Genomic DNA, 26635 nt, shown 5'->3' with positions numbered 1-26635 from the left:
TTTTTCATCAACTAATTCTTTTATTCTATCCAGTGCTTCTAACTGTTTATCTGCCAATAGGAATTTTGAAATATCAGCACCCAATATTTCCTGAGCCGAATTTGCTCCCAGCATTTTAGCTCCTGAATAGTTGGCAAAAACAATTTTATTATTTTTATGGATAAGCACTCCATTCGGCAATTTCTCAACCAGGTTTTTGTAATTTCCTTCACTTTGTTTTAGTGCATTTTCTATCTCTCTTAAATCCGTAATATTTTTACCAAATTCAACTGTGCCAATAATTTCATTATTTTCATTTTTAACCGGATAATACCTGAATTCATATAAATATTTTTCATCAATCAGTGTTTCTTTGATTTGAAGCTCGCCTGTTTCAAATGCTTTCAATGCCTCACATCCTTCACATGGTTTATCTTGCTGACAAAATGCCTGATAACATTTTTGATTTAGTAATTTATCATGAGTTTGCTTTAATCCAATGCCTGATTTTGAATTAAGCATCAAAATATTTAAGTCTTTATCATAAAAAGTAATGGAGTCGGTTGTTGCTTCCATAATCAGAAATTTCAAACGTTCTGACTCAATTAAGGCCAATTCTGTGGCTTTTTTTTCAGTAATGTCTCTTGAAAAAAGATGAAATCCAAGGACTTCATCTTGGTCAGTAATTAATGTCGCATTTTGGCTATACCAAATAACTTTGCCGTCTTTGTTTTTAAATGGATATTCGAAATTACTGACCAGCGTTTTCGCTAGAATTTGCCTCATATAAAATCGCTTTGCTTTTTGTTGATATTCAGGTGAAATTAAGTCCTGATAGGACATTTTCATTAATTCCTTTTGTGAATAACCGGTTTTCAATACAGCAGTGTCATTGGCATAAACAAAGTTTCCATTAGCATCTGTTGTAAAAATAATATCCGAAGCATTTTCTGCTAAATGTTTATACTTTTCCTCACTTTGTTTCAAGCGTTTTTCAAACGTCTTTATTTCTGTGATATTAGTGGCAATGTGTATGATTTTTTCAACATTCCCAACTTCATCCAAAATAGGAGTACAGTTCACCAAATAAGTTCCATCAAAAGCCTCCATTTCCATCTCAACAGTTCTATTGTCTGCTTTTTCAAGTATTTTTTTTAGTGGGCAACCATCTGCCGGACAATCGTTTCCTTTTTTATGAAAAACTTCATAACAATGTTTTCCATAAATTTTGTCAGCAGTTAAACCTGAAAGCTCCAGAGTGGCTCTATTGGCTTCTAATATTTTAAATTGTGTATCTAGTATAACTGTGGGAGCTGAAATAGCCATGAAAATATTTTCCCAGTCTCGTTGCAATCCTTTATGCTCAGTTACATCCCTTGTAATACTTAAAATATGATCTTCACCAAATAAGTCTATGATGGACGCTGACATTAAACCAATCTTAGTATCTCCTGATTTATTGACAAAACGAGCTTCCATATTTTCAACTATTCCGTTTTTTTTAAGCCCAGCTAACAGTTTTTTTCTGTCGTTTACATCTGCCCATATATTGAGTTCTTGGGATGTCCTGCCTTCCACATCTCGTTTGTGGTAGCCAAGAATATTGGTAAAACCTGCATTTATTTCCACATACATGCCATCAACTAAACGATTAATACATACAGAATCAGGACTGGTATGAAAGGCATTTCTAAATTTTTCCTCACTATTCTTTAGCGACATACCTGCTTTGATGTTATCCGTTAAATCGCGTGAGAAAAACAATACTTTATTCTTGTCAATTACCTTGGCTATAGATTCTATGGTTATCCAATGACCATTTTTATGTTTTACACGGTAAACTATTTTTTCAACAGTATCAATTTCTTTACCTGTAAAAACTTTGGTTAGTTTTTTCTTCAAATAACTCTTAAGTAATACGAATAATTTTGACTTGTCGGCAGGATGCACAAAATCAAAACCAGATTTCCCCAACATTTCCTCTTCGCTATAGCCAAGACTGCGCTTATGGGAGGGGCTTACATAAATGTACTTCGAATTCTTATCGAATGATGTAATTGCAATCAAATCATCTGAAAAGTCGGCAATTATTCGATAGAGTTCATCACCATCAGAGGCCTTTTGATCAGCTTGCTTTTGATTCGTTTGCACTTGAACCTTCAAACTTTCTATTTCGGCTATCAATTGCTCTTTTGATTTATCTGAATAATTATCCATACTATCCGTTTGTTTTATTTTTTGCTTCCAAATCAATAATTTTATCCTTCAATTCCTTAATTCGGAATTCCCTACCAACAAATAACTCATTATATTTAGCTAATTCCTCATTTTTTTGGCTTAATGAATTATTTTTCTCATTTAATTCCAACGTTCTTTCACTCACTAAATTTTCTAAATTATTTTTATGATTAATCAGCTCAGCTTCCGCACTGTTCTTCTTTTTTTCAACTGCTATAAAATTCCGTCTACCTACAATAAGGCTTGTTAATGCGACTACCCAAACAATAATATGTATAATAACAACTTTTATAATTTGAGGTTGTGATACTTCGAGGATCGGATTCATTGGGATAGATATTCGTATTCCCCCCCTGATATCACCAATTTGATATCCCTGCTTTTCATGGCATTTTAAACAAGATTTTTCCGTAATTAAAGGCTGCATATAAAATAAATAGTTTTCTTTTTTTACTATTTCAACCGAACTCATTTCTTCAACTCCCTTTTCAAATTCAATGAGCGCCATTGTTTCCCATTCGTTTGCCTTGTTTTTAGGCCTGATTGGATTTAAGCTGGTGATATGGGCATATACTCCAAATCGCTCAGCACCAAGTTCGTGAACCTGTCTGGTCATATAAGCAGGATTGATAAGCGTCAGTTTTTTCCCTGATGAAGTTTCAATATCCCTATCAATAATTTCATCTAAATAAGGATTTGGTTTAGTATTGGTCGATTGGGGAGCATAAACCCCACCATGCTGAGCACTCCAGCTTCTGTAAAGAATATCCCTATCGAAAGTGGCTTTTGCCTGTATAATAGCAAATTCTTTCATTTGCTTTTTTTCTGAAAAAACACTCCATATTAGTGAAATCGCTATCAATATGGAGGTTGAAATAAGTAAAAGGATAAAATATCTATTGATATTACTGATTTGATTGGAATTACTGCTTGTTTGCATATTTCAGTATTTTACTTCCTTTTCAGGATAGTTTTTTCAGTTTAGATTCTAATTCCTTTAGTTGTTCTTTCAGTTCCTTAATTCGGAATTCGCGACCTACAAAAAGGGTGTTGTATTTTTCAAGTTCGTCATTTTTTTCAAGCAGATCAGCATTTTTATTTTCCAAATCTTTTGTCCGCTCATGGACTAATCCTTCCAGAACTGCTTGACGTGTTTTAAGTTCTTCTTCATATTTTTTTCTTTCTGAAATATCAACAATAACTCCTCTAAAGCCAATCAATTTATCAGCAGAAAAAACAGGTCCTGAATAAATTATTGCAGGGAAACTAGAACCATCCTTACGCAAAGCAGTAAATTCAAGTGAACTGCCCTTTTCTTCTTTAACACTTTTTTCAAATTTCTTTTTAGCAAAATTCCTTTCTTTTTCAGTAATCATATCAAATGCACTCAAGCCATTATTCATTTCTTCTAATGTATATCCAAATTTTGAATAGGCTACTTGATTTACCAACGTCAATTTACCTGTCTGGTCACACTCATAAACTACTTCGGGCAGCATTTCAATTACTTCTCTGAATTTTTTTTCGCTTATTTTTAAATTTTGCTCAACTACATCCTTTTCTTTAATGATCTGTTTGAACACTAAAAACATCAATATCAAGGACAATGGCAACAAAATGCCTAAGCTCAAAATGACTGTTATTAAATAGTTTTTTAAATCTGCATTTACTTCTTTACTCAAATCCCTGTAAGACCTATGAATTCCCAACAACCAGTTAAACTCTTTGATGTAAACAAATGCTGCAATTTGAGATTCACCCCTGGAGGAAGTATATCTACCTAAAAAATTTGCTTTCGCCTGAACAACATCCAAAAGTACATTATAATTTTCATGCCCTATGATGGCGTTTGAGCTTGCATTATTACCACTTGATTCAGGATATTTGGTATGCGCTAACAAGCATGATGCGGAATCAACTATACATAAGTACTCATCGGCAGGTTTCACCACATCATTATTCCATAACTCCATAACTTTTTGCCTAGCCATTTCCTGAGATGTAAATCCTGTAATATTTTGGGATATATGCAGTGCTTTCTGATAATAGAAATCTAAGTAAAGTGCCTCTCTGTTTTTTTTCTCCTTATTGTATCCAATATAAACCAAAACAAAAACTACGGCTATTGATATAACCGGAAGTAAAAGCAAGTGTACAATCTTACTTTTTTGGATATAATTAGTATCATTAACTTTTCCTCTGCGTTTGGCAATAAATTTCATGGGATTTATTTTGTTTGGATGATTTTTTCTAATTCCTTCACTTTCTCTCTTAGTTCTTTGATCCTGAATTCGCGCCCTACAAAAAGAGTATTGTATTTTTCAAGCTCGTCATTTTTCTCTTGTAGCTCGTCATATCTTTTTTGTAATTCAGTTGTTCGATCGCTCACTTTTTGTTCCAGATTTTCTTTTAAAAGTTTCAAGGCATTTTCTGCCTTTTTTCTTTGACTGATATTAATGGCAACCCCTATAGTTGCAATAATTTCATTGTCTTTCATCAAAGGATGCAGGGTGAATAATGCAGGGAACTCTTCGCCTTGCTTGTTGATTAATACAGTTTCGCCATCAAAGCCCTTTTTCCCCTTTGTAAGTAATTTTTGCATGAGTGGAAATCGCTTCACATCTTGTTTCCTATGTAAAATGGCGACTTCTTTTCCAATAATTTCTTCTTTCCTATAACCGAATATATTTTCTGCTCCCGGACTAAATTCTGTAATGACTGAGTTCTCTCCCTGTATATCGGTGATAATGAACGCAATATTGTCGGCTGCCTCAAAAATTGATTTTATATGGTGATCTTGCTCTCTTATTTTAGTATTTAACGTATGGCTTTCTTTGGTCATATTATTAACAGCAACTGCTATATCACGAAGTTCTTGAAATAGCAAATCATTTAACTTTATTTCCTCTTCATTAAAAGCAGCTTTATGTAAGAATTCTTTAAAAATAGATATTTGCATGAGCAATCGCTTGTTAATATATCTGAGTATAAAATAGGTAAGCGAAGCAAAAAAGAATAATAAAAGCAACGATTTTAAAAGCTTAAGCTTGCTTTCATTTTCAAAATGGCTATTCAATTGGGCAATTTCCTTGTTGGGTTTTGACACATAAATTCCGACACCAATAATCCATCCCCAGTCTGAATAACCTTTCATATAAGACAATTTGGGTTCAGGAATATCTGAATTTGTTGGTTTAAATTCATAATTCATAAACAAGCCATTTTCTGTATGAAATGCCTCCTTTTCGATATCGAAGAGTCTTTTTCCTGAAGGATCGGTCATATCAGAAACATTAAATGAATCGGTCATAATTTGTCCATCAAATAAAAGTGCCTGACCAGCGTACTCATTAATAAAAATATAACCGCCAAAATCAATCTTTTGTTTTTGAGCCTGTTTAATTAACTCCATTTTGATAGAATCTTCTTCCAAATTGCTGCTATAAGCTCTAAATAAATCAATTTGACTAATATAGTGATTTAACTCACTAACCAAATAGTCTTTCTGCCTTTGCTTGTGGCTCTCTTCGAGTTCAGCTATTCTTGATTTCAACTCATTATATTCCTGCAAAAACCAAATGAGAGCAAATAAGACAATGGTTACAAAAACGATTGTATTAATTAAATAAAAGAGTCCTTTTTTAATGCTAATTGTTTTTCCTTGTTGCATTTTCATTTGTCAATTCCTAACTATTTACTTGCATGTTACTCTTTGATATTGAACCTAAAGTGTGTGGATTATTTAAACGTATATCCTTTATTATGCCACAGATTCACACATATTTCACTGTATCCTGAAAACAAATCGCTGGCAATTTTTACATCATAGCTACAATAGCTGCTATTCAATTATTAATATTATTTAGCAAACAAAATTTGATTACCTCAATTCGTCTAATTGTTGATTTAACTCATCTATTTTTACTCTAAGTTCCTTAATCCTAAACTCTCGACCCACAAATACATCGTTCATGCGCTCAAGTAACTCATTTTTTTCCTCCAACTCAAGTGTTCTTTGCTTAACCTTATCTTCTAGTTTATCTCGATGTTCCTGCAATTCGTCCTGTGTTTTTTTCATTTCTGTTATATCCGTTATTAAACCAATGGTACTTATAACTTGATTATGTTCATTAATAATCGAGGAGCCACTTATTTGTGTCCAAAGTGGGCTTCCATCTTTTTTCTTTAGCCTGATCATATATCTGTCAGCTATACTCACACCTCTTCGTAAATTACTTTCAACAATAAGCCCTTTATCTTCTTCAAAAACAATGGTGTCGTAACCAATTTTACCTATTAATTCTTCTGTCTGGTAATCCAACATCCGGCAAATACTCGCATTAACATATTCAATTCTATCATTTAAGTCGGTTTGCATCAATCCTTCGTTCATATCATCAACCAAAGAACGGTACTTATGTTCACTTTTCTTAAGCTCCTCCTGAGCTATTTTGCTCTCAGTAATATCTCTCCAAACTGTATAAACCTGATTTAATTTAGGAATATTGGTCAACGAAACATCAATAATTCTTTCTTCTCCATTGGCTTTGGTATGCATCCATTCAAACCGGTTAGATCCTTTATCAAAAGCTATTTGAATCATTTCGGCAGCTTTCGTTTTGGAATTCTTACCATCGGGTTGTTTTTCAGGTGATAATTCCCAGGGAAATTTTCCCTCAATTTCATCTTTCGATTGATAGCCCAAAAAATCAACAGTTGCATTGTTGCATTTGATGAATTTATCGTTTTCAATAATCAGGGTTGGATCTGATGAGTTTTCGAACAATACCCGATACGTTTGCTCGCTTTTTAGCAAGGATAATTCTGCATTCTTCTTATCTGTAATGTCCGATACTGAGCCAGTCATTCGTATGGCTTTGCCTTTTTCATTTTGTAAGGTTTCACCTTTTGCATGCAACCATAAATAGCTGTTTTCTTTGTTTTTGCATCTATATTCAACAGCATATGGTGTGTTGGAATCAATACTATTCTTTAGTGCTTTATTGACCCTGTCGACATCATCAGGATGGATACGGTTTTTCCAAAACGAAATAGTAGGCTTAAATTCATTTGGTTCAAATCCAAAAATCTTAAATACCTTATCCGACCACCAATACTCTTCCTGTTGCAAATCTATCCAGTCCCAAATTCCATCGTGAGAACCTTTAACAGCCAATGCAAAACGCTCTTCACTTTCTTTTAATTGTTTCTTCAAACTCAGTTTGTCGATGAATAATGAAACGATTTTGATGAATGATTCGATTAGTTCTTTGTCAGGCTCTGCACTTCTGTTTCGCTGAATAATTGTTACATTGCCGTAAAAGCGCGTGTCTTTTTTAAATGCTATTGTATAAACTGCCTTGAAACCTATAATTTTTTTAATTATTGGCTCTAAATTTCTGGATATATTTCCACCAGTTAAGTCAACTAAACTATCCGATAATCTGGTAAGCTCACCTTCAACAATTTCATCAGCAAATTTAGAATCTACTTTTCCTGTCATTTCCGCAACATCAATTCCTATCAGTGAAGACATTTTCTCTAGTCCATCCATGCCTGAAATAGAACAAATTTTCCACGTACTTATTGATTCATCAAATTCCGTAATAATAACGATTGATTTTGAGTTTAGCAATTCATGAATTTTTTTTGAGCTAAAGTCGAAAATATCCTGAATATTGTCAAACTTTAACAATTGCAAGGTTGAGTCAAAAACTAATTGCAGATTTAATTCCTGCTCATTAATGCCCTTTTCAGCTTCTTTTTTGTGTGTCATTTTGGTCTATCCTTATATTTCTTACTTATCTAATCTCGTTTTTTTTACCTCATATATTCAGCTAATTGATTTTCCAAATCCTTTACTTGGTCTCGTAGCTCCTTAATTCTGAATTCGCGTCCTATAAAAAGATTGTTAAAACTTTCCAGCTCCATATTTTTTGTTTCCAGCTCTTTTGTTCTTTCATTAACCATTTTCTCTAAATTCTCTCGATATTCTTTCAATTCTGCATCGGCCGCTTTTCGCTCACTGATATCCTTTTCAAGTGAAAGAGTCCCGGTAATTACACCAGCTTCTACCAAGGTATTTACACGTGCTTCAATCCAAATTTTTGTTCCATCTTTACGAAGTCCTTCATACTCAAAATTTGTTGAAACCTCTTTACCATTCATTCGAGCAAAATGCCTTTCTAAAATCTGCTCATGCCACTCTGGAGCTGTATAATCCTTTAAGGTCAATAGTTTTAGCTCATTTTCGTTGTAACCAAACATTTTGCAAAAACGATCATTTACATATACTAATTTACCATTAACATCCTCAACAATTAAAGCCTCATGAATATTTTCAACTAATGAGCGGTACTTTTCTTCACTCTTTTTAAGAAGTTCGTTTGTAATATACTTACTGGTTATATCATTATAGATAATGACAATTTTATCCTCATCAATATTAAACAAGACATTATGATGAACTCGCTTTACAATTTCATTTTCATAAATGAATGTCTTATGATGTCTTTTCTTTCCATCATGGTGCACCTCATTAATAATGGCAATTAAACCCGATTTTTCAATTGAGGGGAATAGTTGAAGCAGTTGTTTGTTTAACACCTTTTCTCGTGACAATCCTTCAATTTCTTCAAAAGCCTGATTAACTTCAACAATTATATATTGATTTTGTTCAACATTAAATTCCAAAATAACACAAGCATCATGCATAAAATCAAACAGGCTTTTATACCTCTTTTCACTTGCAAGAATTGACAATTCATGCTGATTTGACGCTGTTATATCACTATGATTCATTTACAAATTATTATATCGTTATTTATTTCCCTTTTGGGCTGCTCTTCCAGCTTTTTGCTACTATCTATTAATTCTTCATTGAAAAGGACACAGTCAAAAGATAAGCAATATTTTCTTGTAGCAAATTCATGTATTCTTATCCTGTTCATTTGGTTCAACTACGGTATTTTTCAATTACGTTCTCAAGTTCTTTCACTTTTTCCTTTAAATCGTTAATTCTAAATTCACGCCCCACAAATAAGCTGTTAAAATGTTCAAGCTCTTTATTTTTTTCTTCTAATTCTTTTGTTCTCAGCTGAACCATTTCTTCCAGATTTTCTTTATGATTTTTCAACTCGTCCATGGCTCTGTTTCTTTCAATTTCAGCTGCCAATCGCTCAGAGAATACATTGAAAACAGCAATGTCAGCAGGGTTCAGTTGCATAACTTTTGACTGTAGTGCCGCCATAATACCAATAGCTTCGCCTGAAGTACCATAAAGAGGTATTCCAAAATATCCGTTTATATTTAAATCCTTTAGCATTTGATCATTAGGAAACTGCTGCTGAATATTTTGAGGATAAAAACAACTTTCTTGGTCAATAACGAACTGGCATGGGGTGTCTTTCAAATCGTATTCAAATAAATCTATATCTTTATTTAATGCAACTCCACCTAAAACCATGATCGATTTATTCTCATTAATGGTTTCTCCTACGAACACATAATCCAGACTTAACGCTTCTGATATATATCTGCTAACTGCATTATATAATTCATTAGCCTGTATTTTTGAAAAAGATTTTGCAGCCGTTTCAAGCACCTTTTCTGCTTTTTTCCTTTCAGAAATATTAGTATGAGTTCCAACAATTCGAATGGCTTTTTTGTTTTCATCAAAAATAGCTTCGGCTCGAGAAAGTACCTCAATCCAATGACCATCTTTATGTTTCATTTGAAATTCCATCACAAAACGATCTCTCTTTTTGGCAATCAATTCCTGCTGCATTTCCCATGATTTTGCTACATCCTCAGGCTTTGTTAAAGTTTCCCATATAGAAAAATCGTTCGGTAATTCATTATTAGCATAGCCAAGCATTCTTTTCCAGCCCGGGGAATAATATATTTCGTTAGTTTGTAGATTCCAATCATATAATCCATCGTTTGAAGCTTGCATGGCCAGGTTGAACCTTTCCTCGCTTTCTTTTAAAGCCTTTTCATCTATTTTATTTTGCGTTATATCTTTAAAAGTGCAATAGGTTTGTTTGAACTTTCCCTCAGGTGTATAAGCAACACAGCCTTCAAATGAAACCGAAATATATGTACCATCTTTCTTCTTCATTTCAAATTGAACATCACTTACTGTTCCCTTTTTTTTGAAAGCAGGAAAACTCTTTTTGAAATGTGAGATATATTCAGGATGCAGAAAATCACCAAACCATTTTCCAATTGTTTCACTCCTTTCGTACCCCAGAGTTTTCAACCAAGTTGGATTAACATCTATTATTATTGCATCATTATTTAAGGATTGAAAAGCAAGCGGTGCATTGTCGTATGTAGCCTTATATTTTTGCTCGCTTTCTCGCAAGTCCTTCTCGGCAACTTTACTATCAGTAATATCAACCCATTGACAAACAACATATTCAGTTTTTCCATTATTGTTTATCAAGGGAAATAATGAAGCAGATAGCCATAGGTCTCTTGCCGTATCAAAACCTTTATCTCCTGCATCTTCGGCTTTCCAAAATATAGTGAATTTAGCAGGGATGTTATTCTCGAAAACATCTTTAATTTTCGGCAACAAGCCTTGTCCTATAAGGTTTTCATCTTTAAGAACATTATACTTTCCAACAATTTGCGCCTCATCAAGATTGAGTGATTTAAACAAAGCATTATTGCCTTTAATAATGGTTCCACCAGCATCAGCTATCCACATCGAAAAGGGACTTTCAGTCATAATTGTATCAAGAAAAATAAGTTGATTGGTTAACTCAATTTCAACTTCTTTACGCAAGCTAATATCCCTTACTGAAGTTATCATCCCGTCAAATTTGCCAGATGAATCTTTCTTGGGAATCACCCAACCATTTTGCCAAGAGTCTTTTCCTGCTGGTGTTTTTACAGTTACTTCATAGCTCTCCGACACTAAGTTTGTCTTAGCTTTCAGATAGCATTTATTAAATTGCTCTGTTGTTTCTAATGGGAAATCTCTTAATACATTGTTGCCAATAATTTTTTCAATAGGAATACCTGCAATCTCTGACATCGCCCTATTGGCATAAAATATCACATCATTTTTATCGGTCACCCAAACACCATCTTGCGTAGCTTCCAAAATCTTTTCATAAAATGCAGAATCTAGTATCATAATAAATAATTTTAAAACACTTAGCTAATACAGCATTAAATAGAAATAAACACGATTAGGAGAAATTATCTCAGAATCAGTTCATTAATAAAAGCTAAATCTAACATCAATCAAATAAAGTTCTTGTAATCTTTATCTGATAATCTTGTCAGAATTATCCTACATGAAGTTTGAATTTAGAAGAGTATTAACCTGAGTTATTAATGCTTTGTGATTTTATTTATATTATTCTGCCCAGTAATAAATCCAACTTTCAATACCCTCTTTTTGCAAGGCATATTGTTTACGAATTGTATTGGGATAGCTGCGCTGAACACTGGCACATATATAATACCATTTCCTTACTTTGTTACGGAAAAGAAAAACATCATAGCCTTTATTATGCCAGCTAACCATGGCATTTTTAGCGTTTTTCTTGCCACGGAAAGATTCCACAACAATGTAAAATTCTTTGGCCAAATTACCCTTATTGGCCTGTATTTGCTGGATGGTCTCCAGTTTTTCAGCCAATAGTTCTTCTTTTCTTTTTTGGCTGGCTTCTGTTTTCTTCGAATCATCACCAGCGCGTTTTAGTTCTTTTTCAATGGAATGCAATTCAACTTGAATTTGATCGAGATACTTACTTACACCAGCTTGATTGCTTAAATCTTTGGTCAATGAATCAATCACATTCCCATTGATATCATATGCCACAATTTTTTTGCTGGCTCTCACTTTTTGTAAGCGTTGTCCAAAAGTATTTGAAAAAACAAATAATGTAAGGATTAGTAGAGCAAAGCTGGTTTTCGATAAATTATACTTTTTCATTATACATTCTATTTTCACTTCAATAATACTATTTTTCAATTGTGTCGGACAATAATTTTATGAACAGCTATGAATAGCCATGAAGCATTTCTATCAAAAATGCTAAAAATTCGTTCAAATAACTAAATTTGAAGGACATCTGAAACAATTCTTTTTATCCTTATGATTGTCAAAACTTTTGGAAGTGCTGTTTTTGGGGTAGATGCCCAAACAATTACCATTGAAGTAGATGTTGGTAGAGGCACCAAATATTATTTGGTTGGCTTGCCTGATAATGCGGTAAAAGAAAGTCAGCAAAGAATTGAAGCTGCCTTAAAAAATACAGGATATCAGTTAACCCGAAAAAAGATCATCATTAATTTGGCTCCGGCTGATATTCGAAAAGAAGGCTCAGCTTATGACTTGCCCATTGCCATCGGAATTATTGCTGCATCCGCTCAAATCAAAACACATAAATTAAACGATTATATATTGATGGGCGAATTATCTCTGGATGGTTTGCTAAAACCCATTAAAGGTGCCTTACCTATTGCCATAAATGCTCGCAAAGCTGGATTTAAAGGCTTGATTCTTCCAAAAGAAAATGAAAGTGAAGCGGCTATTGTTGATAATTTAGATGTTTTGGGAATTGAAAGCATAAGCGATGCTATTGATTTTTTCAATGATGACAAAGAAATCATTCCTAAGAAAATTGATACAAGAGAATTGTTTTATGGTAATATTGATAATTACGAACTTGATTTTTCGGATGTAAAAGGACAGGAAACGATTAAACGAGCATTGGAAATTTCAGCTGCCGGAAATCATAATGCCATCATGATAGGAGCTCCGGGTTCAGGAAAAACAATGTTGGCAAAACGAATTCCTTCTATTTTGCCTCCACTCGATTTATACGAGGCTCTGGAAACAACCAAAATATATTCGGTAGCAGGAAAAATGTCGTCTGAATCGACTTTGATGACAACACGCCCTTATCGTTCTCCACATCATACTGTTAGTGATGTTGCATTGGTTGGAGGCGGAAATGTACCGCAACCTGGTGAAATATCGTTATCGCACAATGGCGTTCTTTTTCTGGATGAGCTTCCAGAGTTTAAACGTACTGTTTTAGAAGTTTTGCGACAACCTATGGAGGAAAGAAAAATTACAATCAGTCGGGCAAAATTCACAGTGGATTACCCTGCTTCTTTTATGCTTCTGGCAGCAATGAATCCTTGTCCTTGTGGCTATTATAATCATCCCGACAAAGATTGTGTTTGCTCTCCGGGAACAGTACAAAAATACCTAAACAAAATATCTGGGCCTTTATTGGATCGAATTGATTTGCATATTGAGGTAGTTCCCATTTCATTTGATGAGTTAGCTCACCATAAAGCAGGTGAAGAATCATCTATAATTCGAAATCGGGTTATATCGGCACGAGAAATTCAGCATGAACGATTTAAAGACTTTAAAGGCATTTATAACAATGCTCAAATGTCAACTCAAATGATTCATACCTATTGTCAGATTTCGGATGCTGGAAATAAACTACTGAAAACAGCTATGGAAAAACTCAAACTTTCGGCCAGAGCCTACGATCGGATATTAAAAGTTTCGAGAACCATTGCCGATTTAGCAGGAGTTGAAGAAATCAAAATTGAATATCTGGCAGAAGCCATCCATTTCAGGAGTTTGGATAGGGAAAACTGGGCGGGGTAGTATGGAGGCTAAGGAGAAGGCTGAGGCTCCATCCTTCATTTCATTTCGGATGACAAGGAGGAGGAGGCTTAGGCTGAGGCTAAGAAACGAAACCACTATGGATTATGAATGAATTTCATTTGCAAAACACAAAAAAACAATCATCAAATAGCAAAAAATAATCAATGTTAAAAATTTCAATCACCAAACTGTATTGAACATCTAGGAAGATTTTGAAGTTTAGTTGTTCTATTTTGTGATTTAATCATTGGAATTTATGATTTCCATTATAGATATTTATAGGAACTAATTAGCTACAATAAATTGCAGGGTTTTAACCATTAACTAGAGAATAAAAATTGACAAAAACATGTTTATTGATACACATACCCATTTGTTTTTAGAGGAATTTAATCACGATCGCAAGGAAGCTGTACAGCGCGCCATTGATGTCGGAGTAAATCAACTTATTTTACCCAATGTAGATTCTGAGACTTTGCCTGCCTTAAAAAAAATGGTCAATGATTTTCCTGCTATTTGCCACCCACTATTTGGATTGCATCCGGGATCTGTCAAAGAAAATTTCAAAGAAGAACTGGCTATTGTCAGGGAGCATTTGAATGATGAAAGATGCATTGGCATTGGTGAAATTGGACTTGATTTTTATTGGGATGATACTTTCCGAAAAGAACAATTTGAGGCATTTGATACCCAAATAAAATGGGCCGCAGAAAAGAATTTGCCCATTGTAATTCACCTCAGAAACAGTTATCAAGAAGTAATTGATATCGTGAGAAGCAATTTGCAATTAGGCATCAAAGGTGTTTTTCATTGCTTCACAGGAACAAAAGAGGAAGCAACCGAAATTATTGAAATGGGATTTCTTTTGGGAATTGGCGGCATAGTAACTTTTAAAAACTCAGGTCTTTCTGAAACATTAAAACATATTGATCCTGCTAATCTTGTTATCGAAACAGATTCTCCGTATTTAGCTCCTGTTCCCTTTCGTGGTAAAAGAAATGAAAGTTCCTATATTGTAAAAGTAGTCGAAAAGTTGGCAGAAATATATCAGTTAACTAAAGAAGAAGTTGCTGAAATTACTACGACTAGTGCAAAAAATCTATTTCAGATTTAACTCAATCAAATTTATATACGGCTAAAATGCCTTGATGAACAGAGAATGAAATAAGTCTTAATTAATAATTTATCCAACAACAATACTAAACCATAGCTGGGTAATATCATGTATTAGACCATCCTAACCTAAAACCGCCTTATTTTTGTTCCATAATTAGCATGAATGGTTTTTCCAATAATTCTTTGAATGTTTAGCAAATCACTAATTATTATTTGATTATGCAAATTTTTGCACAAATTTTATTTGAAAATCATCATTAATTTGCAGTAATTTGCGAGTCGAATTAGAATAGGTTCTTTTAGCTATTGATAATTAATGAAGTAGGGAGAGGTGTCCGAGTGGTCGAAGGAGCACGCCTGGAAAGTGTGTGTACGTCAAAAGCGTACCGGGGGTTCGAATCCCTTCCTCTCCGCAAATGAGGAAAATGGATAGGAATCAATCATTCCCTTCTTTATTTAATATTTATGAAACTTTTAATATTTGAAATCAATAAATTCAAACACATGAAAAAAACATTTTTATTTTTAGCGATGTTGGTCATGGTTTTTGCCATTAATACAAGCTATGCTCAAACTATGGCTGCTCCTGAGCAGGACTCAACTGAATTAGAAGACGACACCACAGCAGTTGTTGAAATGCCAGTTGAAGATGCTGCAGATGTTGCAACTGAAGATGCAGCTCCTGAACGCAAGGGAACGCAGGTTATTAAAAAATTCTTCATCGATGGTGGTGGATTTATGTTTCCTGTACTTTTCTGTTTGATTCTTGGTCTTGCAATAGCCATTGAAAAGATCATTACATTGAACATGAAAGCGGTTAATTCCAAAAAATTATTAGCTCAAATTGAAGATCATTTCAAGAAAAATGATGCTGAAGGAGCTCAAGAAGTTGCACGTAACACACGTGGTACTGTTGCTTCTATTGTTTATCAGGCAATCAGCCGCAGAAAAGAAGGAATCGAATCCGTTGAAAAATCAATTGTTTCGTATGGTTCCGTTCAAATGGGACTGCTTGAAAAAGGTCTTATTTGGATATCCTTATTTATTGCCATTGCACCTATGCTTGGATTTATGGGTACTGTTGTTGGTATGATCGATGCCTTTGATAAAATTGAGCAAGCAGGTACTATTTCACCTTCATTAGTTGCCGGTGGTATTAAAATCGCACTTTTGACAACTGTTGGTGGTTTGATCGTTGGTGTTATTCTTCAATTATTTTACAACTATCTTATTTCTAAAGTAGATGGTATTGTAAACGATATGGAAGATTCTTCAATCACGTTGGTTGATATGATGCTCGAATACGGTATTTCTGAAAAAGACAAACAATAAAAAATTTAAACGATGAGTGAAAAAACAAACAAACTGCCTTTACTGTTAAAAGCGGTTTTCTATATAGTAGTTGTCGCTCTCAGTTTGGTTTTTGTAATTAAGTTCTCTTTCCAGGAACTACCAGAAAACTTTTTTGGTGTTCCCAACTGGGAAGTATTTGAACAAACACCTACTGTTGGAGACCCGTCTATTGGCCTCATTTTAGGCTATATATTAATGGGCATATCATTGGTGGCCATCCTATTCTTTTTTGTGATGCAATTAATTGACAACCCAGCTAAAACACTTGGTTCTTTAGTTGGTATTGCACTGATTGCTGTCGTTTTCCTTATCACTTGGGCTATTGCTGATGGTGATATGACTATGGGAAAAGTGACTGAGTCAACATCTAAGTTCATAGGAGGCACATTAGGCCTTGCTGCAGCCTTGGGAGGAATATCTATTCTTGCCATAGTAGCTGGAGAAGTTTATGCCTACTTTAAGTAATTAACATGAGAAAGAAAAATAGAGAAACACCAGAAGTCAATGGAAGCTCAACAGCTGATATCGCTTTCTTGCTGTTGATTTTCTTCCTGATGGTAACCACCATTGAATCCAATGAGGGTATACCCAGAAAGCTTCCACCATTACCTGAAAATCCTGATGAGATAATTGAATCAAAACTTCATAAAAGAAATGTGTTTGAAATACGTGTCAATTCATCCGATCAGTTATTGGTAGAAGGCGAGTATGCTTCAGTGGCAGATTTAAGAAGATTAACCAAGGAGTTTATTCTGAACTATAGGCGAAATCCAAATCTTTCTGACGATCCTCAAGTAGCCGTAGTTTCCATCAAAAATGATAGAGGAACAAGCTACAAAACATATATTGGTATTCAAAACGAACTGGCAGCTGCCTATAACGAAATACGTGATAGTGAAGCGCGAGCGAGGTTTGGTGATGTTATGGATGAAATAACAGAAGATCAGCAGAACGAAGTAAAGGATAAGTTTCCAATGAAAGTTTCAGAAGCAGAACCCGAAAATATAGGAGGTAGCAAATGAACGGAAGATTTGATAGAAAACAGGGCAAAAAAGCGCCTGGCATTTCAACAGCCTCCTTGCCTGACATCGTGTTCATGCTTTTATTCTTCTTCATGGTGGCAACTGTAATGCGCGATTCAGAAGCATTGGTTCAAACCAATATTCCGAAAGCCAGTGAATTAACCAAGCTTGAAAAGAAAGAATGGGTAGCCACAATTAATATTGGGCCACCAGTTCCGTCATATCAGGCTATTAAGGGAACAGCACCAGTACTTCAGTTCAATGATAAATTTGGAACTGTAGATGAAGTCGTTGAATTCGTAGAAAATGAACGCTTACAACGTGAGCCTCGAATTCGTCCTTATATCTCCTATGCTTTAAAAGTGGACAAAGATGTGAAAATGGGTATTGTTTCAGATGTGAAACAAGAACTCCGAAGAGCAAATGCTTTAAAACTCACTTATTTGGCTACTGCAGGTACAGAGGATTATCGCTGAGTCTATTCTTGAAGAAATTTAATTGATTCATCACACACTATTCGAATATCATCGGATAGTGTGTTTTTTGTATAGGGATGTGATGATCCAAAATTGTGGGATGTGTAAGGCAAAATATTAATATCAATATTCTTATTCCATTTCTTTAGCTGAATGGCTTCTTCATAGGGTATAAATTCATCATCAATTCCATGAATAGCTAACATAGGAATCTCAAGCTTTTCCACTGCATGCTTTATATTAAATCGCTCTTTGTATTTCAAAAAGTTTTCATACAAGCTATAATAAACAGGAAGATTCTCAGCCGTTTTTTTATTTTCCCGATAATTAACGCCTTGCTTCTTCCATTCATCCATATCATAAAACCGATTCCAGGTTTTTTCATAATCATTAAAAGCAGCCCATGTAATTAATTTTTTTATGTGTTTGTTCTCGGAGGCTTTGATTATTGAATTCGAACCTCCCCTGCTATGACCCATTAAATAAATGGCTTCTGAATTTATTTTCAGTTCATCTAAATCGTTTAGCAGACATAAGTCTATTACTGCTTCCAGATCATTTAATTCTAGTTCTATCGTATTGTTTCCAAACTTCTCACTATCAGATATTATGGCAGGTGCGTCATGGGTTGTCCCATTATGTGAATGATTAAACTTTAAAAAGATGTATCCCATGCTAGCAAAATAATCAGCAATCAGATCCAATGCTCCCCAATTTTTAAACGATTTAAAACCATGTGAAAAGATAATAACCGGCTTTGCTAAATTACTTTCTGCATAATGGATATCTACCAACAGTAAATTGGACTTTGACGTCAAAACCTGATAGTTTTCAATGCGCTTTAAATGGGCTTTAATCATGTTAAAATGAAATTAAAATCTTATTTCTTAGAAAGGAAGTAAAATAAATATTCATAGCTTTACAGCAAATTTAAGGCTGCAAATTATAGCAGCAGTATTATGTCAGTACAACTTAAGAAAATTAAATCACCCGTAATTAAAGAATTAGAAGAATTTAACACCTTCTTTTACAATTCACTTAAGTCAAAAGTATCCTTACTCGACACCATTTTAAAATATATTGTCAAGCAAAAAGGAAAACAAGTTAGGCCTCTTTTCGTTCTGCTTTCAGCAGGACTAAATGGTCAAATTAATCAAAAAACATATAGGGGAGCAGCTCTGATTGAATTGCTACACACAGCTTCCTTGGTGCACGATGATGTGGTTGACGATTCCATGCAAAGAAGAGGAGTGTTTTCAATTAATGCGCTTTGGAAAAATAAAATTTCTGTTCTTATAGGTGATTATCTATTATCGCGGGGCATGTTGCTGGCCTTAAATAACAAGGATTATGAAACACTTGAGATTACTTCTGAAGCGGTTAAAATGATGAGTGAAGGCGAGCTTTTGCAAATCGAAAAAGCCAGAACGCTTGACATCAAGGAAGACGTTTATTTCAAAATAATAAAAATGAAAACAGCCTCTTTAATTGCATCAAGTTGTGCTATTGGAGCAGCTTCTGTTGAGGCTTCTGAAATGGATCAGAATTTAATGAAAGAATTTGGTGAAAATACTGGAATTGCTTTTCAAATTAAAGATGACCTTCTGGATTTTAGCACAGACATAACCGGAAAACCCAAAGGAACTGATTTAAAAGAAAAAAAACTTACATTGCCATTGATATATGCATTAAAAAAAGCTGATAAATCTGAAAAGAAACGTATCATCAATCTTATTTCCAGACATCATAAAAAGAAAGATACCTACCACACAGTTATTCGCTTTATTGAGGAAAACAAAGGCTTTGAATATGCAATTCAATTAATGAATGAATACAGGCAAAAGGCTCTGGATAATTTAAAACCATTTCCTGATAATGCTTACAAACAATCTTTAACCGAATTGGTAAACTTTACAGTTGATAGGAAAAAGTAAATCACCTTACTTAATTCTATCCTAAAAAAATTAATTTTCATATCATCTTTTTTAATTTGCTTAAAAATTTTACTTTTAGACATTAAATTTTATCAGAATTGTACACTTATCACCTGATTTCAAGACCAAATTCAAAGGCAAGAAAAGATATTTAGGCAATCTGGTTCGTAAATACATAGATGATTTTTAAACGAATACCTTATGGCAGAAAATAATAATGAGCAAAACAAGCATTCCCGAAGAAAATTCATAAGGAATTTAGGTGTAACTGTTGGTGTTGGTGCAATTGCCGGAACAGGAGCAATTTACACGGCTTCCAAAGTGCAAAAAAATAAAGTAAAAGTGCTCACACAAGATGGGCATTTGGTAGAAGTCGATGCAAATGAAATTAGTCCTGTCTCCAAAAAAGAAGAATTGACCGCACAGCAGAAGCGTGGGAAAGAAGGAATTGCTGGCAAAAAGTGGGTAATGGTTATCGATCTTGCAAAATGCCGAAACGCCAGAGATTGTATGAAAGCTTGTCAAAGTGCACATCATCTGCATCCTGAACAACATCATATTAACACCTTGAGAATGCAGGATAGTGAAGACACTTCTCCTTACTATATGCCAAAGAATTGCTTCCATTGCGACAATCCTCCCTGTACTAAAGTTTGTCCTGTTAATGCCACTTGGAAACGTCAGGATGGAATAGTTTTAATTGATAACGAAAGATGCATTGGTTGTCGTTTTTGTATGGCTGCTTGCCCCTATTCAGCAAGGATCTTTAATTGGCAGGAGCCGCTACCTGTTACAGGTGATGAAGAAAAAACCTATGATGTAGAACTTAATGTTCCTCAGAAAAAAGGAACCATTTCAAAATGTTTGTTTAGTGCAGATAGGCTTAGACAAGGAAAACTTCCTTATTGTGTTGAAGCCTGTAAAAATAGTGTTTTCTGGTTTGGTGATAAAAACGAAGATGCTGTGACAAATGGTACATCAGGTGAAACAGCAAAATTCAGTAAGCTTATTAAAGAAAATGCAGGCTACACGATTATGCCTGAATTAGGAACTGAACCACAAGTATTTTATCTGCCTCCTAAAAACAGATTGTTTCCGTATGAAGAAGAGACAAATGGAACAGATGCTCATGAAAAACATAGCTAAAAAGAAATAAAATATAAATTATGGCTCAATCATTACCGAGAGACGAGGCTAAAAAAAGATTGGATAAAATAACAACTGATCTTTTCAGACCCATTATAAAACACGACCATATTAGTCATTTATGGGTGTTTATTTTATTACTTATTATTGGTCTTGGTTTGGCATCCTGGTTTTTCCAAATAAAAAATGGATTAGCAGTTACAGCCATGAGAGACCATGTGTCATGGGGTATGTATATCTCCAATTTTGTCTTTTTTGTTGCCGTCAGTTTAATTGGTTCTTTAATCAGTTCCATTATGCATTTACTGAATATTCATTGGGCAAAACCTGTTTCCAGAATTGCAGAGCAGATTGCTATAGCAGCAGTTACATTGGCAGGATTGATTATTATTACAGATATGGGACGCCCTGATCGTTTTCTAAATATCTTTTTGCATGGACGATTTGCCTCTCCTATTGTTTGGGATGTAACAGTAATTACGACCTATATGGTGATCAGCGCATTACTACTTTACATTCCGCTTATTCCGGATATTGCATTATTAAGAGATCGCTTAAAAGGAATCCCAAACTGGCAACAAAAACTATATAAAATATTATCCTTAGGCTGGAAAGGATCTGCTGCACAATATAAAAAGATCTACCATTCAATGAGAATCCTGATGATTCTAATTATTCCGGTTGCTTTGGCTATTCATACAGTCACATCCTGGCTATTTGCAGCAACATTGCGACCAGGATGGGATACCACTATTTTCGGACCCTACTTTGTAACCGGAGCTTTTGTTGCAGGAACAGCTGCTGTTATTATTACGATGTATGTATACCGTAGTCGTTACGATTTGCAGGAATATATTCATGATAAACTATTCGACAATATGAATAAACTGCTGGTTCTTGTACTGCTGGTCTATCTGTATTTTAACATCAATGAATTTTTTGTTCCCGGTTATAAAATGAAAACTGCCGATGGCATACACCTCAGGAGTTTATTTACAGGTACTTATGCTCCCATGTTCTGGATGGTGCAAATTGGAGGTTTGATACTCCCAATTATTCTATTGGTTTTTAAACCGTTTAGAAAACCTGCCCCAAGTTTAATTATATCAATATTTGTTTTATTGGGAGCTTGGTTTAAACGCTACCTGATTGTTATCCCTACGGTTCAGCATCCCTATTTACCGATTCAAAATGTGCCTGAGAGTTTTCATACCTATGTTCCAACGGGAATTGAGGTTTCTGTGACCCTATTTGCATTTGCTTCAGCCATATTAATAATGACCGTATTGGCAAAACTATTTCCTGTAATCACAATTTGGGAGTTAGCCGAAGAGGAAGGTATCGACAAAGATTTATTGAATGAAAATTACGATCACTGATAAAAACAAACTGATGAGATATATAAAAACAATACTTATACTCGTTGTTTTCAGCTTTAGTTTTAACACGCTTTTTTCGCAAGAATGGACTATTGAGGATCCGGATATTGTGAATCCAAATGCATTTAATCAAGAAACTATTGATCTGGGCTCTGATTTGTATGAAGCTAATTGCAAAAGTTGTCATGGTGATCCTGAGAAAAATAATGGCAATGCACTATTAGTTCCATTACCACCCGATATGGCCTCAGAAATTCTTCAAAAAAATTCTGATGCAGAGCTATTTTACAAAATAAATAATGGAAACAAATTACTAATGCCATTTTTTAGCACATCACTCGGAGAGGAGAAAATATGGCAAGTTGTTTCATTTATCAGAAGTTTTAATCCTGATTATGTTCCTGCAGATTTTGTTGAAGCTGAAAAAACTGAATTAGCACTAGGTCAAAAAGCAGTTATTCGAATTGTCATTCAAGATAAAGAAGAAAAAATTTATGCAAACGCCTTAATCACTGAAAAGGGACTAGACGATGTACCAATTGTTAACACAGAACTTAAGTTTTACGTGAAACGATATTTTGGAAACATGGAAATTGGAAAAGCAAAAACCAATGACAAAGGACAAGCGGTAATCGATTTTCCAATTAACATTCCCGGAGACAGCACCGGATGTGTTGATTTGATTGTTATGATGAGTGATAATCCCGAACAAGTTAATGCAGTTGTTGAAAACGCACAGATTTGTTCACCCAACATCCCAATAAATATTTTTGAAAAAAGAGTTATGTGGTCTGAAAATTCACGTACACAATGGTGGGCTTTGTTATCCTATGGTTTTATTGTTGTAGGAGTTTGGCTCACAATATTGTATGTTGTTTTTCAAATTATTCAAGTAAAAAAACTCTCTAAATTATAGTTTAGTCAAGCGGTTAGAAAATCATCCTATACTAACATCAGTTTGTTCAATATTTATAATCATGGGAAAAAAATTTGCAGATAAAACATTAGCAGAAATAGTTATTTTAAATCATAACTTCATTCAAGTTTTTGAAGATTATAAGATCGACTATTTTAACGATGGGAAAAGTACTCTTCAAGAAATCTGTTTAGAATCAGGTCTTGAAATTAGTTTGCTTGAAAGCGTTTTAAACAAAATAGACAAGCATAAAATTAATAACCATTTAGACTTCCAAAACATGGGCCTGGATGACTTAATCAAACATATTGAGCAAGTTCATCATCATTTTATCCGAAAAAATTTACCAGAATTATCATTATTCGCGAATAAAATTCAACTCACTGAGAAATTAAGTAAAATACATCAAGGTGTAATTGAACTATTTATTACTCTAACAGAAGAGATTATGGTACATATGGAAGACGAAGAAAATATCATTTTCCCTCATATAAGATATCATTACAATCCGCTTAAGTACATCACGCCTGAAAAAGGACTAACCGATCATGAGGGCCTAACTGCCTATGAGTCCTTAATGAATCAGCATGAGGATGTTAGTGCGATATTAAAACAAATTAGCCGATTAAGCGATGGATACAATCCACATAAAAATGACTCGACTTTGATGATTTCTTTTTATAAAAAATTGCATGAATTCGAAGAAGACCTGCATGTGCACATTCACCTTGAAAATAATATATTATTTCCGCAAGCACAGCTTCTTCAAACAAAAAAGAATTGAAAAATTGGCGAAACCTTGAACAAGCGGTTCAATGACAAATACGACTTGTGTTCATTGTGGCGAAAACTGTGGCAAATATCCTGTTGTTTGGAACAACAAAGAGTTTTGCTGCCAGGGATGCAAAACTGTTTACCAACTCCTAAATGAACACAGCCTCTATTCATATTACGATATTGAAAAAACGCCAGGAGTAAAAATAGAGAAACCTGATTTTGAAAATAAGTATGCATATCTTGACAATAAAGAGATTAATGACAAACTAATTGAATTCACCGATGGTGAAATTAGTAAAATAACCTTATACATTCCGTCCATTCACTGCAGTTCATGCATATGGCTACTTGAAAATCTGAATTCTCTACATCAGGGGATCCGCCATACACTCGTCAATTTCGTTAAAAAAGAAGTTAGTATTAGTTATCATGAAAACGAAATTACACTTCGTGAAATTGTAGAATTACTCGCATCAATACATTATGTTCCGCAGATTACTTTGCAACAGTTTGATCAAAAAAAATCTCAGAAAAAAAACCGACAATTGGTCGGTAAAATTGGGATTGCAGGATTTGCTTTTGGGAACATTATGCTCTTTAGTATGCCACATTATATTCCGGGAAAAGAACTTCTAGAGGAACCATTTAAGAACTTTTTCTCCTACATAAGCCTATTTCTTTCGCTACCAGTATTAATCTATTGTGCAAACGATTACTTTTTATCTGCATTCAAAAATCTGAAGCATAAAATAATCAATATTGATCTCCCAATTGCCTTGGGTGTTTTAGCCTTATTTATGCAAAGTGCGATAGAAATTATTGGAAAAACGGGCTCTGGTTATCTCGATTCTCTATCAGGTTTGGTATTCTTTTTACTCATTGGAAAATGGTTTCAAAGTAAAACATACGAAGCCTTATCATTTGAAAGAGATTACAAGTCCTATTTTCCAGTTGCAGTTACACGCATTAAAGATGGGAAAGAAGAAAGTATTCAACTGGAAGAATTAAAAGAAAAAGATCGGATATTAATCCGAAATCAGGAACTAATACCTGCCGACTCAGTACTGGTTAAAGGTCTTGCATATATCGATTATAGTTTTGTAACAGGCGAATCCAGAGCTGTTTCAAGAGAAGTGGGAATGGAGGTATTTGCCGGAGGCAAGCAAATAGGTAGCTCAATAGAACTTGAAGTTAACAAAGAGGTTCAACAAAGCCAACTAACAAAACTTTGGAATCAGGAAAACACCAAAGAACAAAAAACATCAGCATTGGTTTTACTGGTTGATAAAGTGAGCCAATACTTTACCTTGATTATTATTAGTATAGCTGTACTAACTGCTGTTATATGGCTGTTTATTGATCCATCAAAAGCTATTTCTATAGCTACAGCTGTTTTAATTATTGCTTGTCCTTGTGCCTTGGCACTTTCAGTTCCATTTACATTTGGAAACAGTATGCGATTATTGGGAAAAGCAAAGTTTTATATAAAAAAAACAGATGTTATTGAGAAGCTGACAAAAGTCGATACCCTTGTTTTTGATAAAACAGGTACACTTACAAAGCATGGAGCTGAAAAAGTAGAGTTTGTAGGTGATCAATTAACTGAGGAAGAAAGCATTTATATTTATTCCATAAGCCGACATTCTACCCATCCATTAAGTTATTCCATAAGCCAATACCTGAATTCCAATTCGACCAATGCAGTTATTGATTTTATGGAAATTCCTGCATCCGGATTGAAGGGAGTTGTGAACAATCATAAAATAAAATTTGGATCCCATGATTTTGTTAGTGGAAATAATGAATTCATTGATGCTAAAGCAGCATCTAAGGTTTATGTATCTATTGATGGTCAAATAAAAGGCTTTTTTAATATTGAGAATGACTACAGATACGGACTTCCTGAAATAATCAATCAATTATCAAAAAAGTATGAATTACATGTAATATCTGGCGATAATGATTCTGAGAGGGATAGTCTGCAAAAGATATTTCCGACAAATAACTACCTTAATTTTAACATGTCGCCTGAAGACAAACTTAAATATATTCAAGACCTAAATGCCCAAGGCAAAAAAATAATGATGATAGGTGATGGTTTAAATGATGCTGGAGCACTTCGCGAAAGCTTGGTGGGAATCTCAATTGCCGATGATGTATATCAATTTTCACCAGCATGTGATGCTATTTTAGATGCTTCTAACTTTCATTTACTAAACGAATTAATTGAATTAGCCAAAAAAAGTGTATCCATTGTAAACCTCAGTTTTGCACTTTCATTTCTCTATAATATAATCGGCTTAAGTGTTGCTGTGCAAGGCTTACTATCTCCAATTTTTGCAGCGATATTAATGCCTCTTAGCTCTATTTCTGTTGTTATTTTTACATCAATTAGTACACGATGGATTTTCAACAAATCCAAACTCGCTCCATGAAGTGACCTGAAATTAAAATCTATTTAGCCAATCTGTTACTTGAATCCTTGAATTAAATATCACACGTATTTAAAAAAAAATTAGTTGCCATATCAAAACAAGACCGTTGCATGGTAAATGTGGATAAACACGAGCAAAAAACGAATCCAAGAACCTGTTAATCAGCGCGATAGATTGTATATTTGTAGTATGAAATTACAAAAAGCCCTAT

At 34.2% G+C, this 26635-nt stretch carries 21 protein-coding genes and 1 tRNA gene; 13 read left to right on the top strand and 9 right to left on the bottom strand.

Translation table 11 applies throughout. The annotated features are described in order from the left end of the window. The 8 genes from HOG71_08650 to HOG71_08615 form a co-directional block, all read right to left on the bottom strand. Nucleotides 1-2196: PAS domain S-box protein (locus HOG71_08650; protein ID MBT5990912.1), on the bottom strand; the 2196-nt coding region annotated here is incomplete at its 3' end. A 1-nt stretch (nucleotide 2197) separates the two neighbouring features. Then, nucleotides 2198-3157, bottom strand: a complete 960-nt coding sequence (locus HOG71_08645; protein MBT5990911.1) for a DUF3365 domain-containing protein — start codon at nucleotides 3155-3157, stop codon at nucleotides 2198-2200. A 22-nt stretch (nucleotides 3158-3179) separates the two neighbouring features. Then, nucleotides 3180-4439: a PAS domain S-box protein gene (locus HOG71_08640; GenBank protein MBT5990910.1), complete on the bottom strand. Its 1260-nt coding sequence runs from the start codon at nucleotides 4437-4439 to the stop codon at nucleotides 3180-3182. A 5-nt stretch (nucleotides 4440-4444) separates the two neighbouring features. Next, complete coding sequence (locus HOG71_08635) at nucleotides 4445-5893, bottom strand: PAS domain S-box protein (GenBank protein ID MBT5990909.1); 1449 nt, start codon at nucleotides 5891-5893, stop codon at nucleotides 4445-4447. Nucleotides 5894-6097: 204 nt separating this feature from the next. After that, nucleotides 6098-7993, bottom strand: coding sequence for a PAS domain S-box protein (locus HOG71_08630; protein MBT5990908.1), 1896 nt, complete (start codon nucleotides 7991-7993; stop codon nucleotides 6098-6100). Between the two features lie 44 nt (nucleotides 7994-8037). Further along, nucleotides 8038-9018 carry a PAS domain S-box protein gene (locus HOG71_08625; protein MBT5990907.1) on the bottom strand — a complete coding sequence of 327 codons (981 nt, stop codon included), beginning with the start codon at nucleotides 9016-9018 and terminating at the stop codon, nucleotides 8038-8040. Nucleotides 9019-9172: 154 nt separating this feature from the next. Beyond that, nucleotides 9173-11362 (bottom strand): PAS domain S-box protein, encoded by a 2190-nt coding sequence (locus HOG71_08620; protein ID MBT5990906.1) that lies wholly within the window; start codon nucleotides 11360-11362, stop codon nucleotides 9173-9175. Nucleotides 11363-11587: 225 nt separating this feature from the next. After that, nucleotides 11588-12169 (bottom strand): hypothetical protein, encoded by a 582-nt coding sequence (locus HOG71_08615; GenBank protein MBT5990905.1) that lies wholly within the window; start codon nucleotides 12167-12169, stop codon nucleotides 11588-11590. A 162-nt stretch (nucleotides 12170-12331) separates the two neighbouring features. Here HOG71_08615 and HOG71_08610 point away from each other — a divergent pair, with 162 nt between their 5' ends. The 7 genes from HOG71_08610 (at nucleotide 12332) to HOG71_08580 (ending at nucleotide 17837) form a co-directional block, all read left to right on the top strand. Then, on the top strand, nucleotides 12332-13870 hold the full coding sequence (locus HOG71_08610) for a YifB family Mg chelatase-like AAA ATPase (GenBank protein ID MBT5990904.1): 1539 nt from the start codon (nucleotides 12332-12334) through the stop codon (nucleotides 13868-13870). A gap of 349 nt (nucleotides 13871-14219) precedes the next feature. Further along, nucleotides 14220-14984: a TatD family hydrolase gene (locus tag HOG71_08605; protein MBT5990903.1), complete on the top strand. Its 765-nt coding sequence runs from the start codon at nucleotides 14220-14222 to the stop codon at nucleotides 14982-14984. 327 nt (nucleotides 14985-15311) lie between these two features. After that, nucleotides 15312-15399: transfer RNA gene (locus HOG71_08600), tRNA-Ser, on the top strand. A gap of 91 nt (nucleotides 15400-15490) precedes the next feature. Further along, nucleotides 15491-16318 carry a MotA/TolQ/ExbB proton channel family protein gene (locus HOG71_08595; GenBank protein ID MBT5990902.1) on the top strand — a complete coding sequence of 276 codons (828 nt, stop codon included), beginning with the start codon at nucleotides 15491-15493 and terminating at the stop codon, nucleotides 16316-16318. Between the two features lie 12 nt (nucleotides 16319-16330). Next, nucleotides 16331-16804 carry a hypothetical protein gene (locus HOG71_08590; GenBank protein MBT5990901.1) on the top strand — a complete coding sequence of 158 codons (474 nt, stop codon included), beginning with the start codon at nucleotides 16331-16333 and terminating at the stop codon, nucleotides 16802-16804. A gap of 5 nt (nucleotides 16805-16809) precedes the next feature. Next, entirely contained in the window at nucleotides 16810-17361 is a 552-nt protein-coding gene (locus tag HOG71_08585) for a biopolymer transporter ExbD (GenBank protein MBT5990900.1), read from the top strand. Beyond that, nucleotides 17358-17837 carry a biopolymer transporter ExbD gene (locus HOG71_08580; protein ID MBT5990899.1) on the top strand — a complete coding sequence of 160 codons (480 nt, stop codon included), beginning with the start codon at nucleotides 17358-17360 and terminating at the stop codon, nucleotides 17835-17837. The genes HOG71_08585 and HOG71_08580 overlap by 4 nt, the downstream gene beginning before the upstream one ends. 2 nt (nucleotides 17838-17839) lie before the next feature. On the opposite strand, the gene HOG71_08575 is transcribed toward HOG71_08580, so the two are convergent. Beyond that, a complete protein-coding gene (locus tag HOG71_08575; protein ID MBT5990898.1) occupies nucleotides 17840-18697 on the bottom strand; it encodes a prolyl oligopeptidase family serine peptidase in 858 nt (285 codons plus the stop codon). A gap of 99 nt (nucleotides 18698-18796) precedes the next feature. On the opposite strand from HOG71_08575, the gene HOG71_08570 reads away from it, so the two are divergent. The 6 genes from HOG71_08570 (at nucleotide 18797) to HOG71_08545 (ending at nucleotide 26424) form a co-directional block, all read left to right on the top strand. Next, nucleotides 18797-19771 carry a polyprenyl synthetase family protein gene (locus tag HOG71_08570; GenBank protein MBT5990897.1) on the top strand — a complete coding sequence of 325 codons (975 nt, stop codon included), beginning with the start codon at nucleotides 18797-18799 and terminating at the stop codon, nucleotides 19769-19771. 201 nt (nucleotides 19772-19972) lie between these two features. Beyond that, on the top strand, nucleotides 19973-20917 hold the full coding sequence (locus tag HOG71_08565) for a 4Fe-4S dicluster domain-containing protein (GenBank protein ID MBT5990896.1): 945 nt from the start codon (nucleotides 19973-19975) through the stop codon (nucleotides 20915-20917). A gap of 20 nt (nucleotides 20918-20937) precedes the next feature. Further along, a complete protein-coding gene (gene nrfD, locus HOG71_08560; GenBank protein MBT5990895.1) occupies nucleotides 20938-22296 on the top strand; it encodes a polysulfide reductase NrfD in 1359 nt (452 codons plus the stop codon). Between the two features lie 13 nt (nucleotides 22297-22309). Further along, nucleotides 22310-23212: a hypothetical protein gene (locus tag HOG71_08555; protein MBT5990894.1), complete on the top strand. Its 903-nt coding sequence runs from the start codon at nucleotides 22310-22312 to the stop codon at nucleotides 23210-23212. A gap of 61 nt (nucleotides 23213-23273) precedes the next feature. Next, nucleotides 23274-23996: a DUF542 domain-containing protein gene (locus HOG71_08550; protein MBT5990893.1), complete on the top strand. Its 723-nt coding sequence runs from the start codon at nucleotides 23274-23276 to the stop codon at nucleotides 23994-23996. A 31-nt stretch (nucleotides 23997-24027) separates the two neighbouring features. After that, the gene (locus HOG71_08545; GenBank protein ID MBT5990892.1) at nucleotides 24028-26424 is read left to right on the top strand and encodes an HAD-IC family P-type ATPase; all 2397 of its coding nucleotides are present in this window, start codon (nucleotides 24028-24030) and stop codon (nucleotides 26422-26424) included. Nucleotides 26425-26635: the final 211 nt, after the last annotated feature.

Source organism: Bacteroidota bacterium (genome assembly GCA_018698135.1).
Lineage (GTDB): Bacteria > Bacteroidota > Bacteroidia > CAILMK01 > JAAYUY01 > JABINZ01.
This window is presented reverse-complemented; position numbering and strand designations above follow the sequence as displayed.